The organism is Ottowia caeni, assembly GCF_050821495.1.
Classification (GTDB): Bacteria; Pseudomonadota; Gammaproteobacteria; order Burkholderiales; family Burkholderiaceae_C; genus Ottowia; species Ottowia caeni.
Window position 1 is genome coordinate 345,001 of the sequence record NZ_CP151080.1, and the last position, 14,140, is coordinate 359,140.

The 14,140-nt window shown below is 58.9% G+C and carries 14 protein-coding genes and 1 pseudogene (1 of these 15 cut by a window edge); 5 read left to right on the forward strand and 10 right to left on the reverse strand.

The features are described 5' to 3' along the window. Positions 1 to 776 carry the 3' portion of a solute carrier family 23 protein gene (locus tag AAAK34_RS01655; protein ID WP_231697994.1) on the forward strand. 511 nt of this gene lie to the left of the window's left edge, so the window shows 776 of its 1,287 coding nt (coding positions 512–1,287); its start codon lies beyond the left edge, outside the window; its stop codon occupies positions 774 to 776. A gap of 214 nt (positions 777 to 990) precedes the next feature. On the opposite strand, the gene AAAK34_RS01660 is transcribed toward AAAK34_RS01655, so the two are convergent. Both AAAK34_RS01660 and aroE read right to left on the reverse strand, forming a co-directional pair. Next, positions 991 to 1,569 (reverse strand): cob(I)yrinic acid a,c-diamide adenosyltransferase, encoded by a 579-nt coding sequence (locus AAAK34_RS01660; RefSeq protein ID WP_231697993.1) that lies wholly within the window; start codon positions 1,567 to 1,569, stop codon positions 991 to 993. Between the two features lie 19 nt (positions 1,570 to 1,588). Continuing rightward, the gene (aroE, locus tag AAAK34_RS01665; protein ID WP_231697992.1) at positions 1,589 to 2,425 is read right to left on the reverse strand and encodes a shikimate dehydrogenase; all 837 of its coding nucleotides are present in this window, start codon (positions 2,423 to 2,425) and stop codon (positions 1,589 to 1,591) included. 103 nt (positions 2,426 to 2,528) lie between these two features. On the opposite strand from aroE, the gene AAAK34_RS01670 reads away from it, so the two are divergent. Then, positions 2,529 to 3,956: an FAD-linked oxidase C-terminal domain-containing protein gene (locus AAAK34_RS01670; protein ID WP_231697991.1), complete on the forward strand. Its 1,428-nt coding sequence runs from the start codon at positions 2,529 to 2,531 to the stop codon at positions 3,954 to 3,956. A gap of 78 nt (positions 3,957 to 4,034) precedes the next feature. Here AAAK34_RS01670 and AAAK34_RS01675 read toward each other — a convergent pair whose 3' ends face one another. The 8 genes and pseudogenes from AAAK34_RS01675 to AAAK34_RS01710 all read right to left on the reverse strand — a co-directional run bounded on the left by AAAK34_RS01675 (position 4,035) and on the right by AAAK34_RS01710 (position 11,521). Further along, the gene (locus tag AAAK34_RS01675) at positions 4,035 to 5,018 is read right to left on the reverse strand and encodes a ParB/RepB/Spo0J family partition protein (RefSeq protein ID WP_231697990.1); all 984 of its coding nucleotides are present in this window, start codon (positions 5,016 to 5,018) and stop codon (positions 4,035 to 4,037) included. A gap of 10 nt (positions 5,019 to 5,028) precedes the next feature. Further along, positions 5,029 to 5,574 carry a cysteine hydrolase family protein gene (locus AAAK34_RS01680; protein ID WP_231697989.1) on the reverse strand — a complete coding sequence of 182 codons (546 nt, stop codon included), beginning with the start codon at positions 5,572 to 5,574 and terminating at the stop codon, positions 5,029 to 5,031. A gap of 44 nt (positions 5,575 to 5,618) precedes the next feature. Beyond that, on the reverse strand, positions 5,619 to 6,161 hold the full coding sequence (locus tag AAAK34_RS01685) for an alpha/beta hydrolase (RefSeq protein WP_231697988.1): 543 nt from the start codon (positions 6,159 to 6,161) through the stop codon (positions 5,619 to 5,621). 28 nt (positions 6,162 to 6,189) lie between these two features. Continuing rightward, the gene (locus AAAK34_RS01690) at positions 6,190 to 6,975 is read right to left on the reverse strand and encodes an AAA family ATPase (protein ID WP_231697987.1); all 786 of its coding nucleotides are present in this window, start codon (positions 6,973 to 6,975) and stop codon (positions 6,190 to 6,192) included. A gap of 16 nt (positions 6,976 to 6,991) precedes the next feature. After that, positions 6,992 to 7,605 (reverse strand): annotated as a pseudogene (locus AAAK34_RS01695) (LysE family transporter). Between the two features lie 1,180 nt (positions 7,606 to 8,785). Then, the gene (gene rsmG / locus AAAK34_RS01700) at positions 8,786 to 9,445 is read right to left on the reverse strand and encodes a 16S rRNA (guanine(527)-N(7))-methyltransferase RsmG (protein ID WP_231697985.1); all 660 of its coding nucleotides are present in this window, start codon (positions 9,443 to 9,445) and stop codon (positions 8,786 to 8,788) included. Beyond that, positions 9,442 to 11,394: a tRNA uridine-5-carboxymethylaminomethyl(34) synthesis enzyme MnmG gene (gene mnmG / locus AAAK34_RS01705; RefSeq protein WP_231697984.1), complete on the reverse strand. Its 1,953-nt coding sequence runs from the start codon at positions 11,392 to 11,394 to the stop codon at positions 9,442 to 9,444. The genes rsmG and mnmG overlap by 4 nt, the downstream gene beginning before the upstream one ends. Beyond that, a complete protein-coding gene (locus AAAK34_RS01710) occupies positions 11,381 to 11,521 on the reverse strand; it encodes a hypothetical protein (protein ID WP_431777666.1) in 141 nt (46 codons plus the stop codon). Before AAAK34_RS01710 ends, mnmG begins: the two co-directional genes overlap by 14 nt. Before the next feature lie 195 nt (positions 11,522 to 11,716). Between AAAK34_RS01710 and AAAK34_RS01715 the strand changes: the two genes are divergently transcribed. The 3 genes from AAAK34_RS01715 to gstA all read left to right on the forward strand — a co-directional run bounded on the left by AAAK34_RS01715 (position 11,717) and on the right by gstA (position 14,086). Further along, positions 11,717 to 13,042: a Glu/Leu/Phe/Val family dehydrogenase gene (locus AAAK34_RS01715; RefSeq protein WP_231697983.1), complete on the forward strand. Its 1,326-nt coding sequence runs from the start codon at positions 11,717 to 11,719 to the stop codon at positions 13,040 to 13,042. Between the two features lie 5 nt (positions 13,043 to 13,047). Further along, the gene (locus AAAK34_RS01720; RefSeq protein WP_231697999.1) at positions 13,048 to 13,311 is read left to right on the forward strand and encodes a YkgJ family cysteine cluster protein; all 264 of its coding nucleotides are present in this window, start codon (positions 13,048 to 13,050) and stop codon (positions 13,309 to 13,311) included. 169 nt (positions 13,312 to 13,480) lie between these two features. Beyond that, on the forward strand, positions 13,481 to 14,086 hold the full coding sequence (gstA, locus tag AAAK34_RS01725) for a glutathione transferase GstA (protein WP_231697982.1): 606 nt from the start codon (positions 13,481 to 13,483) through the stop codon (positions 14,084 to 14,086). Positions 14,087 to 14,140 lie beyond the last annotated feature (54 nt).

The window sequence follows — 14,140 nt, forward strand, 5'->3', positions numbered from 1 at the left end:
ACAGCTGGATGCAAGCGGTCACTTTCATTTGTGTGGGTCTGGTCGCCGTATTCACCAAGGGCATGGTGCAGCGTCTGCTGATCCTCGTTGGACTGGGGCTGGCCTCGCTGATCTACCTGGTACTGGCCAACGGCATGGGCATGGGCAAGCCCATGGATTTTTCCGGCATCATCAACGCGGCCTGGCTGGGCTTGCCGAAATTTACGGCACCGGTGTTTGAGGCCAATGCCATGCTGCTTATCGCACCTGTTGCGCTGATCCTGGTGGCTGAGAACCTCGGACACATCAAGGCCGTGACGGCTATGACTGGCCGCAATCTGGATCCCTATATCGGCCGGGCGTTCATCGGAGACGGGATCGCCACCATGGTAAGTGGGTCAGCTGGCGGCACGGGTGTCACCACGTATGCGGAAAATATCGGCGTGATGGCAGCCACGCGCATCTATTCAACCGCAGTGTTCGTGGTGGCGGCGCTGGTTGCCTTGGTGCTGGGCTTTTCTCCGAAGTTCGGGGCGCTGATCCAGGCGATTCCGCTGCCCGTGATGGGCGGGGTGTCGATTGTGGTGTTCGGTCTGATCACCATAGCGGGCGCAAAAATCTGGGTCGACAACAAGGTCGACTTTACCAATCCGGCGAACCTGATTACGGCTGCCATCACCCTGGTGCTGGGTACGGGAGACTTCACCCTGAAGTTCGGCAGTTTCGCGTTGGGGGGTATTGGCACCGCGACATTTGGAGCCATTCTTTTGCACGCCCTGCTGCGCAGGCGGCATTGAAGCTTGAGTGAGCAGCGCCCTCTCCGTCATTTTTGCTCAAGCCTGGAATCCAGGGGTGATGGAGAGGCTGCACTGGATCCCCTGCCTTCGCGGCGGCCGGCGGCCGGCGATCCGGCGATCCGGCGGCCGGCGCTCCGGGGATGACGAGAACGAGCGGAGATGACGGGAGACTCGGGGAATGCTCTGCACGCGCTCCTTGAGCGTGAACGCGTTCCTATTCTTCAGCGTAGCGAGCGAGGCGCTCACTGCGCCAGTAGATGTCGTCTCCGGCGCTGCCGTCTGGCCGATGACGGTTGAGCACGCGAGCCAGGACGAACAGCAGGTCCGACAATCGATTCAGGTACTGACGAGGCGCGTCGCGCAGCTCTTCAGCCTGACCTAAGGCCACAACGGCTCGCTCCGCCCGGCGGGCCACGGTACGGCAGACGTGCGCCTGAGCCGCAGCGCGGGTGCCTGCAGGGAGGATGAATTCCTGCAAGCGCGGTAATTGGGCATTGTGGGCCTCCAGTGCCTGATCCAGCGCAAGCAACGCGTCGGCCTTGAGCAGCTCAAACCCAGGGATGGAGAGCTCTCCACCCAGGTTGAAAAGCTGGTGCTGAATATCGATCAATAGTTCACGCACAAGAGCTGGCATGTCTTCGCACAGCAGAAGACCGATATGGCTGTTGAGTTCGTCGACATCGCCCATGGCATGCACACGAAGGCTGTCTTTTGACACACGCGTGTTGTTGCCCAGGCCAGTGGTGCCGTCATCCCCAGTTCGGGTGGCAATTTGCGTCAGGCGCTTTCCCATGTCTGTTTTCCAATTCTGATCAGGTTAATGGCACGGTGAGGCGTGCGATCACATCGCGCGTGTCAGGCCTCACGCCACGCCACCATTCGAATGCCTCTGCCGCCTGTTCGGCCAGCATGCCCACACCATCCACCACTTGGGCACAACCGGCCTGACGCGCAAGACGCAAAAAGGGCGTTAAGCCCTTACCGTAAACCAGATCGTACGCAAGCGCGCCAGGCGCGAAGACTGAAGGGGAAATAACGGGCAGCTCGGCGCTGAGCGACGCTGAAGTGGCATTGAACACGATGTCGAAAACCCGATCTTCCAGAGCGCCTAGCCCACACCCTTCGACCGTAGTACCGCCGGCATGCGGAACAAAGGTTTGCGCCAGTATTTTGGCTTTTTCGGCGGTGCGGTTGGCGACTACGATGAGCGAGGCACCCGCTCGCGCCAAAGGCAACAATGCGCCGCGCGTGGCACCACCCGCCCCGAGCACGAGCACGCGCTGGCCCGCGATCGCCAGACCCAGGTTACGCTCCACATCGCGAACCAGGCCGATGCCGTCGAAGTTCTGCCCCAGCACCCGATCGCCCTCAAACTTCAGGGCGTTCACGGCGCCGGCCAGCTGTGCGTCTGGCGAAAGCTCAGTGGCATAGGCAAAGGCGTCGGTCTTGAACGGCACCGTGACGTTCAAGCCTCTGCCGCCAGCAGCGCGAAAGGCATTCGCGGCCCGGGCGAAACCGCCGGGCGTTGTCTCGCCAAGGAGAGCGGTGTAATGCAAGTCTTGGCCGGTCGCCTGTGCGAACAGCCCATGGATCAACGGTGACTTGCTATGGTCGATAGGATTGCCGATAACGGCGTAACGGTCAGTCATACGGGGACTTTACCCCGGAAACAACTGTCGGACACGCCCGATGAGTGTCCGATGAGGACGTTGGTCGTAAACTGAAAGCCAGCTCAGCAAGAAGGAATGCTCCATGAACGCCCCTACCCAGCCCGCCCATTTGAAGCCCGAGATCAAGCCACGTGAAACACCGGCCGCTTTGCTTGAATCCCTCCACAAGCGTTTTGGGAGCAATCTGTCGACAGCGCTTGCGATGCGTGAGCAGCACGGGCGCGACGAATCGGCTTTCACCACGGTGCCACCGCCATCTGCCGTCGTGTTCGCCGAGAGTACACAGGACGTGCAGGACGCTGTCAGGATGTGCGCGGCCCACAAGGTGCCCGTGATTCCTTACGGCGTGGGTTCGTCGCTGGAAGGACATCTTCTGGCCGTGCAAGGTGGCGTCAGCCTTGATCTCACCCGCATGAACAAGGTGCTCTCGATCAACGCGGAGGACCTCACGGTGACGGTGCAACCGGGTGTCACGCGCAAGCAGCTCAATGAAGAGATCAAGAGCACGGGATTATTCTTTCCGATCGATCCAGGGGCCGATGCCAGCATTGGCGGCATGACGGCCACCCGAGCCAGCGGCACCAACGCTGTGCGTTATGGCACCATGCGTGAAAACGTGCTGGCGCTGGAAGTGGTCACCGCCAGCGGCGAAGTCATTCGCACCGGCACGCGCGCACGAAAGAGTAGTGCCGGCTACGATCTGACGCGCCTGTTCGTGGGCAGCGAAGGGACGCTGGGTGTGGTCACAGAAGTTACCTTGCGCATCTACCCGCTGCCCGAGGCCGTTTCAGCCGCCATATGCAGCTTTCCTAGCATTGCCGAGGCTGTCAATACGGTGATCGCGACCATTCAGCTTGGTGTGCCCATCGCACGCGTGGAGCTGATCGATGCGAACAGTGTGCGTGCCGTCAACCGGCATAGCAAACTCACTCTGCGCGAGGAGCCCATGCTGTTGATGGAATTCCACGGTTCGCCCGCGGGAGTGAAGGAGCAAGCCGAAACCGTGCAGGAGATTGCACGCGAACACGATGGCGATGACTTTGAGTGGGCCGACACGCCCGAGGAACGCACGCGCCTGTGGACGGCTCGGCACAACGCTTACTTTGCCGCCGTGCAAAGCCGCCCGGGTAGCCGCTGTATCACCACCGACACCTGCGTGCCCATTTCACGCCTGGCCGATGTCCTGCTGGATACCGTGCGCGAGGCGGATGACAGCGGAATTCCGTACTTTCTGGTTGGGCACGTGGGTGACGGCAACTTCCACGTGGGGTATCTCATCGACCCGGATGATGATGCGGAACGCGCGCGTGCGGAGCAACTCAACCATCAAGTCGTCACGCGCGCCCTCCGTGTAGGTGGCACTTGCACCGGCGAGCACGGTGTGGGCCTGCACAAAATGGGGTTTCTGGAAGAAGAAGCTGGAGAGGGTGCGATGAGCGTGATGCGAACGATCAAGCGGGCACTGGACCCGGACAACATCATGAATCCGGGGAAAGTGTTCGCCGTCTGAAGACTTCGGGATACGCTCAGTTTGCCGACCTTCGGAGCGCTGCAGGTGCTCCAGGGGTTCGGCCCTCATGTAGCTCCTTCAGGATCCCCGAAGACGGTCGATCAGGCCGTTCAGTTCTTCCAGGGACGCAAACTGCACTGCCAGTTCGCCGGAATGCTCGAGCTTGCCGGCGCGCTTGGCTTTCTTTTTCACCCGCACTTCGACCTGCGCCATCAGCAGATCGGACAATTCTTCCTCAACGCGTCGCACATCTCCTGATTTCTCCGCTTCGCCTGCGGGCTTGCGCGGCGCGGTGAGGTTGAATTCGGCGCTCAGTCGCTTGACCAAGCCTTCCGTTTCACGCACCGACATTTTCTTGGCGCTGACTTGATTGGCCGCAGTGATTTGCGCCGCACCTTCGAGCGCCAGTAGTGCTCGCGCGTGACCCATGTCAATGTCGCCCGCCATGAGCATGGTTTGCACGGGGTCGGCCAACTGCAGCAAGCGCAGCAGATTGCTCGCTGCGCTGCGGCTACGCCCTACTGCCTGGGCGGCCTGCTCGTGCGTCAACGAAAATTCATTGACCAGCCTTTGCAGGCCCTGCGCTTCCTCTAGAGGGTTCAAGTCCTCGCGCTGGATGTTTTCGATCAACGACATGGCAGCCGCGGCCTCGTCAGGCACTTCGCGCACTAGCACCGGCACCTCGGCCAGCCCCGCCAGCCGTGCCGCTCGGAATCGGCGTTCGCCTGCGATGATTTCGTAGTTTGCTATATTATTTATAGCATTTGATGATTCGCCAGAATTGCGCTTGGAACCATTCACCCCATTGGCACCCAAGCGCCGGACCAGAATGGGCTGCATGATGCCTTGCGACTTGATGGATTCGGCCAACTCGTACAGAGCCCCTTCGTCCATGCGCGTGCGTGGCTGGTAGTAACCAGGACACATCTCGTCAAGCGGCAGCATCATCGGCGTGCCGGCCGGAGTAGGTTGCTGGGCGCCATCTGCCGCGTTCTGAGAAAGGCTCGGACCGAGCAACGCATCGAGACCGCGACCTAGGCCTTTGGGTTTTTTGGTAACCATGTGACTGTGTTTATAGTGAATTTAGGGCGTGCAGCAGTGCTTCCGTGGGCCATGTCTGCACACGCGGGCCGTAGCTGGCGATGGCGGTGAGCGTCGCGTTGTGATGGGCAATGACCTGTTCGGGCGCTAGCACCGCATTTCCCGCCGATGTGTGCGCATCTTGCGCCAGCAGCACAGGCCACCCCAGCGCGAGCGCTCGGCGACAAGTGGTGTCGATGCAGAATTCGGTATGGATACCGCAAATAATCAGGGTGTCGACAGCCCGTTCTTTTAACAGGGCTTCCAGGCCTGTGCCATTGAAGGCATCGGGCGTGGCCTTGGAAACGCGCAGATCCGCAGGATCTACCTCCAGGCCCTTGGCTATCTCCCATCCTGGGGTGCCGGACCGCAGTCGAGCCGCATTTTCATGTTGCGCCCAGATGACCGGAACTTGTGCAGCACGCGCGGCCCGGGCAAGTTCGTTGATCCTCCCGATGACCCCTTTGCAATCAAAAGGCTGTGCCTCACCCTGGCACAGGGCCTGTTGCATGTCGACGATGAGCAAGGCGGGTTTCATGGAAAGCTCCAGGCAGATGGCAGTTCAGACTGAACGATAGCGCCTCAGCACTTTGCGTGCTTCAGATCGAGCAACAGTGCGTGCCCTTCATCCCAATCGCCCAGACCCGAATCAGCGTTGATGTGCCCCTTGGCGCCCAGATGATAGAGACTCGCTCCCCACCCGGCAGCGAAGTGGCTGGCTCGGTCCAGGCTGCAAAAAGAATCATCGCTGCTGGCAACCACCACACTCTTGAATGGCAAGGGCTGACGCTGAATGGGCGCCCAGCCATGAAGCACTTGTCGGTTGTCCTCGCGCTCGACATCGGGTGGTGCCACGAGCAGTGCCCCCACGACGCGGTCTGTGTGCCGCGAATGCGCGGCCCACCATGAGACAAGAATGCAACCAAGGCTATGGGCCGCCAGCATAACGGGCGCCCTACTCGCGAGCACCACTTCTTCCAGCCGCGCCGTCCAGTCTCCGCGCAGGGGGCGCATCCAGTCGTGCTGCTCTACACGCGAGTAGCCATGCAGCAACTCCCAGCGGCTTTGCCAGTGTTCTGGGCCGCTGCCTTGCCAACCCGGAAGATTGAAGACTTGGGGTGCCATATGTTTGCTACTCTATTAATAGCAAAAATTAATCATGCAGTCCGCGCTCCACCAATTCTTGCGCAAAAGCCAGGAATGCCTGGCTGCCCTTGGCAGAGGAATCGAACAATACACCTGGCAAGCCGTAGCTCGGTGCTTCGGCCAGGCGCACGTTGCGTGGAATGATGGCGTCGAAGACCTTGGAGCCGTAATGGCTCTTGAGTTGCTCGCTGACCTGTTGTTGCAGCGTGATGCGAGGATCAAACATGACCCGCAGTAGCCCAATCAGGCGAAGGTCGCGGTTCAGGTTGGCATGAACCTGCTTAATGGTGTTGGTGAGGTCAGCCAGTCCTTCCAGTGCAAAGTATTCGCACTGCATGGGCACGATCACGCCTTTGGCGGCGCACAGCCCATTCAGCGTGAGCATGCTCAGGGACGGAGGGCAATCGATCAGTACGAAATCGTAATCGGCATCCACTTTCGCCAAGGCATCTTTCAGCCGACGCTCGCGCCTCTCCTCCGCGACCAGTTCCACCTCGGCACCTGCCAGTTCCCGATTGGCTCCAAGCACCGCGTAGCTTGCCCCCGCCTCTTGCAGCTTCGACGGAACGACGGCGGCTTCAGCCACGCTGGCAGACTCCAGAAGCACGTCGTAGACAGAGAGTTCCATGGTGCGCTTGTCGACGCCAGAGCCCATGGTGGCATTACCCTGTGGGTCCAGATCGACCAGCAGCACGCGCTGGCCGATCTTGGCCAGGCCTGCGGCCAGGTTGACGGTGGTGGTCGTCTTGCCGACGCCGCCTTTTTGGTTTGCGATGCAGAAAATTTGCGCCATGAAAGGAAGCGTTCGCCTATTTAGTGAGTGCCAACCGTACGCCAAAGCCAATCAGGAAGACTCCTGCGAGCTTGGTGAGAACACCGGAGATGCGCGGGTTGGCGCGCATGCGTTCGGCCATGTAATGCGATATCAACGTCGCCGTCGATCCGTACAAGAATGTCAGCACGGCAATGGTCAAAGCCATGGCGCCAAATGTGAGAAAACCCGGTTGCCGAGCAGGGTCGACAAACAAGGGAAAGAAGGCCATATAAAACACAATGGCCTTCGGATTCAATAAGGTAATGAAAAATGCCTGCTTGGCAAAATGGTGGGGGGCCAGCTTGAGAACGGCTCCCTCCCCGGGTTTGGCCATGAGCATGCGAAGACCTAGCCAAGCAAGGTAAGCGGCACCCAGCCACTGCACAGCAGAAAATGCCGCAGGGTATGCCTTGAGCATGGTCGCCACACCGGCGACAGCGCACCACAGAAGAATCTGGTCACCCGCAATCACACCCAGCGTGGCTGCCAACCCCCTCGAATACCTCCCTGCGCCGTACTGGAGATGAGCGCCAGGTTGCCAGGACCAGGGATCGCCAGGAACACCAGGACGGCTAGAGCAAAAGCGGGGTAATCAATGATGGCGAGCATGGGATTTACCAAGAGCAACAAGGCGAGTGTACCGGCCTTGCGTCCATTCTCTTCAAAAATGAAGTTTCAAACCCCGATAGACAGCCCTATTGCCACTTGTGGAAGCCAGTGATTGCATCTCAAAGATCAACCTCTGGGCCCCTAGAAAACCTCGGCGGGACCAGATGTTTCACGTGAAACACGGCCACCACACCAGGAGTGAAGCCAGGAGCCTGTCGGACTTGGAAATCGCCGAATGCAAATGAGTCACAGCGGTTCATTTTTTCGCAGACCTATTGACCCTTAGATGGAATGACACTTTCTTAAGGCAAGGACCTGACCTTGAGAAGGATATTTCCCGTAGGAGCGGCTTCAGAGGGTGTCGTAAAAGTGGTTGACTGAATGGCCCCTCCCCGCTGGGGGCGCCCGGCTGAGGGGAGGTCAGGGTGGGGGCTCTCGGAGCATTTCGTAGTCACTGCCTTGTTTTGGTGCCGTGCGTGCCCCCATCCCAACCTTCCCCTACGCCGGGCGCCCCCAGTGGGGGAAGGAGTAGTTTTGCGACACCCTCATGAGAAACAAAACTTTGAAAGCCCAAAACGACCTCCATCATCCCTGCCTTTGTAGGAGCGGCTTCAGCCGCGAAGGGTCACCATCATCACTGGCGTCTCGTGCTCGGAAGGAAACCGATCGCGGCTGAAGCCGCTCCTACAAGCAACCCCTCTTTGTTTCTCCTCAGAACGCCGGGCGCCCCCAAGGGGCCTGGGAAGCTCTAAAGCCGCTCCTACAGTTGCAGGGTTGATTGAAACGATTTTGCCATAAGCACCTGCCATTCCTCTTAGACGGGCTATAGGCTTGCGAAACCCGGACAGCCTGTCCTCGTCGGATCCAATTATCGCTTTCGACGCTCCAAGTGCGACCGACTCCAGAAGTGAAAGTCGCCCTCTTTCGATCGACCCGCAAGGCGTCTGAGAACCAGGCGTTGGTCTCCGATCGCGTTCGCAGCTTAGCCTGACTGATCCACGTCTATTGATCCGACTCCATGATGTTTAAATTCTCTGGCCACCTTCTCCCCTTCCAGCGGAACAGAGGCCAGAATCCAAACAAAGAGACCCCCTCCAGAGCACCCGCGGATTCACCTGTTTGAATCGACTAGCGATGAGTGATGGGTCGGACCACTGGCAACCCACCTCGTCCGCCAAGCCTACGGATGAGCCGAATCTTCCAGCCTCATCCAGACGAGGCACCTCTCGGCGTCCAGCCCCGGCACATCCAGATGTTCCACGTGAAACACCTTCACCGTCGGTGACAACTGCGTCAACTCATCATCCGGGTGCCGCCCCTTCATGGCCAGCCATATGCCCTGCTCTGCCAACGCATTCTTAGACCACTCGGTGAAATCCGCCAGCGAGGCGAAGGCACGAGAAGTGACGACATCAAAGCGCTCCGCCACCGTCTCAACCCTGGCGTGAAGGCTTTTCAGGTTTGGCAACCCCAGGGTGGATGCAGCCTGCTGAATGAACGACGTCTTCTTGGCCACTGCATCTACACAGGTCACACTAATTTCCGGACAGCAAATAGCAATCACCACACCAGGCAAGCCGCCACCAGATCCGACATCCAGTATTCGAGCCGCCCTTCCCTGCGTGTGCCTACGCAACGGACTGATAACGGCAAGACTATCCAGGAGGTGATGTGTCAACATTTCCGCCGGATCACGTACCGCCGTGAGGTTGTAAACCTTATTCCACTTACCTAGTAGCTCCAGGTAGGAAAGCAACTGCTGGCGCTGGTGGTCCGTCAGACTCAAGCCAAAAGCCGCCAAACCGGCTTCCAACTGCGGCTGCAACGCAAGTCGGCTCATACTGCCTCTTCCTCTTGCTTTGAAGCCGCCCCATTGAAGCCCTTGAACCCGCTCTTCTTCAAGTGAATCAGAAGCAAAGATATGGCTGCAGGCGTCACACCCGAAATGCGTGATGCCTGCCCCAAGGTGTCCGGCCGATGCTTCTGCAGTTTCTGCCGCACTTCGATCGAAAGCGCGGAAACACCCAAGTAATCGAAGCTGGCCGGCAGCCTGAGGTTCTCGTAATAGGCAGCTCGTTCGACCTCTTCCTTTTGTCGCTCAATGTATCCGGAGTACTTAGCCGCAATTTCCACCTGCTCGATAACCGGCTCTGTCAAGGCGTTCAATGTTTCACGTGAAACATCAGCGGATGCGTACTTACCGCCATCAAGGGACATCAAGTCTGCGTACCGCACTTCAGGCCGGCGCAACAAGTCAAACAGGTTGTGTTCATGCTCGATAGCTTTACCGAGCACCCGCTCGGATTCTGCAGCAGGCAAGTTCTTAGGGTTGACCCAAGTACTCTTCAAGCGGGATGTTTCACGTGAAACAGCGTCGCGCTTGCGGCTGAAGGCGTCCCAGCGCGCATCGTCGACCAACCCCAAACGCCGACCTGTCTCAGTGAGCCGCATGTCAGCGTTGTCTTCTCGCAGTTGGAGACGGAACTCCGCCCTGCTCGTGAACATGCGGTACGGCTCGGTAACGCCCTTGGTGATCAAATCATCTACCAGCACCCCCAGGTAGGCCTCATCCCGGCGTGGAAGCCAGGGTTCTTCGTCGCGGCATTGCAAGGCGGCGTTAATGCCGGCAAACAACCCTTGCGCGGCAGCCTCTTCGTAGCCCGTGGTACCGTTGATCTGCCCTGCAAAAAACAGACCGGAAATTTGCTTGGTTTCAAAGCTGCTCTTGAGCGAGCGGGGATCGAAGTAATCGTACTCAATGGCATACCCTGGCCGCAGGATGTGCGCATTCTCCAGACCCTTCATGGAACGGACCAACTCGTACTGCACATCAAACGGCAAACTCGTGGATATGCCATTTGGGTAGATCTCGTGCGTATCAAGCCCCTCCGGTTCCAGGAATATCTGGTGGCTCTCTTTGTCCGCAAACCGGTTGATTTTGTCTTCCACACTGGGGCAATAGCGTGGGCCAACCCCCTCAATTTTTCCCGTGAACATGGGACTGCGGTCAAACCCACTTCGGATGATGTCGTGAGTACGTGCGTTGGTGTGCGTGATCCAGCACGGTACTTGGCGCGGATGCATGTCCGCCCTTCCCATGAAACTGAACACCGGAACGGGCTCAAGATCGCCAGGCTGTTCTTCGCATTGGCTGAAATCAATGCTACGGCCATCAAGCCGAGGTGGCGTGCCGGTCTTGAGCCGGCCTTGAGGCAACTTCAATTCTTTCAACCGGGCAGACAGAGACACGGCCGGAGGGTCGCCCGCTCGGCCAGCCTGATAGTTGTCCAGCCCCACATGAATGCGGCCGTCCAGAAAAGTGCCTGCAGTCAGCACCACCGTTCGGCTGCGAAAAGCGATACCCACCTGCGTGACGGCCCCGACGACCCGATCACCCTCTACCATCAGGTCATCCACCGCTTGCTGAAAAAGCCAGAGATTAGGCTGGTTTTCCAGGCGACGGCGAATGGCTGCTTTGTAGAGGATACGGTCTGCCTGGGCGCGCGTTGCTCGCACAGCCGGCCCCTTGCTGCTGTTGAGAATGCGGAACTGAATACCGCCCTCATCAGTTGCGATGGCCATGGCCCCGCCGAGAGCATCAACCTCTTTGACGAGGTGGCCTTTGCCAATGCCTCCAATGCTGGGATTGCAGCTCATCTGCCCCAGGGTTTCAATATTGTGGGTAAGTAGCAGCGTAGCCGCACCCATGCGGGCGGCCGCAAGGGCAGCCTCGGTGCCAGCATGGCCACCACCGACCACAATGACGTCAAAAGTTCTAGGGTAGATCATGTGCTATGCGAATGTGCAGCGCGTCCTTGTACTGAAGGCGGCTGTGCTGCATGGTTTGGATCGTGTAGCGTTCGGGGATCGAGTTCAGCGGAGAGACGTCAAACCCCGAGTAATCGCTGATCACCATGGCATTGGGCGCGGGAATCGCACCATCATGCCTGTGCGGAGTGAATAGCTCAATTGCACACGTTAATAATTTTCAACATTTTATTCGCCCTTCGTTGAATCAATGAGCTCCGTCGTTGAGAACCATTGCCAAGGTCAAGGAATAGTTGGGCCCAGCCGGGTTAAGCTTCGTCTCTGGCAATCAAGAGGAGATCTCATGGCCACCAAGAAAATTGCTGCAAAATCGGTCGCAGCGTCTGTCACGCCGGTTCACGCGCTGCCGTCCTACCTGGACTCGGAGCATCTGGGGCCCTGGGGCATCTATCTCAAGCAGATCGATCGTGTGACGCCTTACCTGGGTAGCCTGGCGCGCTGGGTGGAAACACTCAAGCGCCCTAAACGAGCCTTGATCGTCGACGTTCCGATCGAGATGGACAACGGCACCATAGCTCACTTTGAAGGCTACCGCGTGCAGCATAACGTTAGCCGCGGCCCCGGCAAGGGCGGTGTGCGTTTTCACCAGGACGTCACTCTTTCTGAAGTCATGGCTCTGGCCGCCTGGATGTCTGTAAAAAACGCCGCAGTCAACGTCCCCTATGGCGGCGCCAAGGGCGGAGTTCGCGTTGATCCCCGGCTGCTTTCCAGATCAGAGCTGGAGCGCCTGACTCGCCGCTATACGTCGGAGATTGGCATCATCATCGGGCCGAACAAGGATATTCCCGCTCCGGACGTCAACACCAACGAGCAGGTGATGGCCTGGATGATGGATACCTATTCAATGAACGTAGGGGCCACGGCATCCGGCGTGGTCACCGGCAAGCCGGTCGACATAGGCGGCTCACTAGGCCGGCGCGAAGCAACCGGACGCGGCGTGTTCACCATCGCAACCGAAGCAGCGGCGCAGATTGGTCTTTCCGTGGAAGGTGCACGGGTCGCCGTGCAGGGCTTTGGGAACGTAGGGGGAACGGCCGGCAAGCTGTTCTCAGAGGCTGGAGCCCTGGTGGTGGCGGTGCAGGATCACACTGGTGCGGTCAGCAACGACAAAGGGCTGGACGTACCCAAGCTGCTTGAACACGTAGCCAAGACCGGCGGCGTGGCGGGCTTCAAGGGAAGTGAATCCATCAGCACGGCCGAGTTCTGGGGCTGCAAGTGTGACATTCTTATTCCTGCAGCGCTGGAAGGCCAGTTGACCAAGGACAACGCTGGCCAGGTGAAAGCCAAAATGGTGATCGAAGGGGCCAACGGGCCAACTACGCCGGAAGCCGACGACATCTTGCAGGACAAAGGCGTGCTGGTGGTGCCCGACGTGATTGCCAACGCCGGTGGCGTGACCGTGAGCTATTTTGAGTGGGTGCAGGATTTTTCCAGCTTCTTCTGGAGCGAGGACGAAATCAACCAACGCCTGATCAAAATCATGAAGGACGCCTTCGCGGCGGTTTGGCAAACTGCCCAGCAACATAAAGTGAGCCTGCGCACCGCCACCTTTATTGTGGCCTGTACCCGCATTCTGCATGCGAGGGAGTTACGCGGGTTGTATCCTTGACCAGCATTTCCTGCCGGCCGCATTGTGGGGCTTGCTGCATCGCGCCTTCCATCAGCTCGTCCATTCCTGGCATGCCACACGGAAAGCCGGCAGGCGTGCCGTGTGTGCAGCTGGATGAGGCACTGCGCTGCCGCTTGTTCGGCCAGCCGGAGCGTCCTGCGGTTTGCCGGGGGTTACGCCCCTCACTTGAGATGTGTGGGCCGCAGGAAGATCAAGGGGTGCATGCCATGCACTATCTCAGCTGCCTGGAGAGAGCTACAGCTAGTTGACGACGGCGCCGTCATGACTTGAAAGCCGCCACTGCAAGATTGCGCGACGTTTGTTACGCTCAGCCCTGTGTTGAGGATGAGTTGCCTATCTCCCTGCGGTCTATGACAGCGCGGGGGCTATGCAGGTCATCCTTGATCGCAACCCAATTACATGCAAAAAAGGAACCTCATGAAGCTTTACTATTCCGCCGGAGCCTGCTCACTTTCGCCCCATATTGCACTGGAGGAAGCCGGCCTGAAATACGAGGCCATTTCGGCTCCCACCAAGACCAAGGTGCTGCCGGATGGCAGCGACTACAGGAAGGTCAACCCGCTGGGTTACGTGCCTTATCTGGTGCTTGACGACGGCACCGGATTCAGCGAAGGCCCCGCGATCGTGCAATACATCGCCGATCAGGCGCCGGACAAGAAACTCGCGCCGCCTAACGGCACGGTTGAACGCTACAAGTTGCAGAGCCTGCTCAACTTTATCGGCACCGAGATTCACAAGAGCTTTGGCCCGCTGTTCAACCCTGCCATGCCCGATGAAGCTAAGCAGGCCTTCAAAGCCAGGCTTCTGGAGCGTTTGCAGCACGTAGATGGCCTGCTGGAAGGCAAGCAGTACCTGATGGGTGACAATTTCACCGTGGCAGACGGCTACCTTTTCACAGTCACCAACTGGGCCAAGCCCATGGGGATCGATTTGTCAGGCCTGAAAAACCTGGTGGCATATCGCGAACGCGTGGGCGCGCGCCCGGCAGTTCAAGCCGCCATGAAGGCTGAAGGGCTGATTTAAGAGCTTCACAGGCCCCACTGGGGCCTCACACCCACAGAAAAAACATTTACTTAC

Excerpts from the sequence above, each read along its gene's own strand:
- AAAK34_RS01660 (WP_231697993.1), bottom strand. The coding sequence starts at position 1,569 with ATGGGAAAGCGCCTGACGCAAATTGCCACCCGAACTGGGGATGACGGC.
- AAAK34_RS01685 (WP_231697988.1), bottom strand. The coding sequence starts at position 6,161 with ATGGCACCCCAAGTCTTCAATCTTCCGGGTTGGCAAGGCAGCGGCCCA.
- rsmG (WP_231697985.1), bottom strand. The coding sequence starts at position 9,445 with ATGAGCCGACTTGCGTTGCAGCCGCAGTTGGAAGCCGGTTTGGCGGCT.
- mnmG (WP_231697984.1), bottom strand. The coding sequence starts at position 11,394 with ATGATCTACCCTAGAACTTTTGACGTCATTGTGGTCGGTGGTGGCCAT.
- AAAK34_RS01715 (WP_231697983.1), top strand. The coding sequence starts at position 11,717 with ATGGCCACCAAGAAAATTGCTGCAAAATCGGTCGCAGCGTCTGTCACG.
- AAAK34_RS01710 (WP_431777666.1), bottom strand. The coding sequence starts at position 11,521 with ATGGTGATCAGCGATTACTCGGGGTTTGACGTCTCTCCGCTGAACTCG.
- AAAK34_RS01675 (WP_231697990.1), bottom strand. The coding sequence starts at position 5,018 with ATGGTTACCAAAAAACCCAAAGGCCTAGGTCGCGGTCTCGATGCGTTG.
- AAAK34_RS01680 (WP_231697989.1), bottom strand. The coding sequence starts at position 5,574 with ATGAAACCCGCCTTGCTCATCGTCGACATGCAACAGGCCCTGTGCCAG.
- AAAK34_RS01690 (WP_231697987.1), bottom strand. The coding sequence starts at position 6,975 with ATGGCGCAAATTTTCTGCATCGCAAACCAAAAAGGCGGCGTCGGCAAG.
- AAAK34_RS01670 (WP_231697991.1), top strand. The coding sequence starts at position 2,529 with ATGAACGCCCCTACCCAGCCCGCCCATTTGAAGCCCGAGATCAAGCCA.
- gstA (WP_231697982.1), top strand. The coding sequence starts at position 13,481 with ATGAAGCTTTACTATTCCGCCGGAGCCTGCTCACTTTCGCCCCATATT.
- aroE (WP_231697992.1), bottom strand. The coding sequence starts at position 2,425 with ATGACTGACCGTTACGCCGTTATCGGCAATCCTATCGACCATAGCAAG.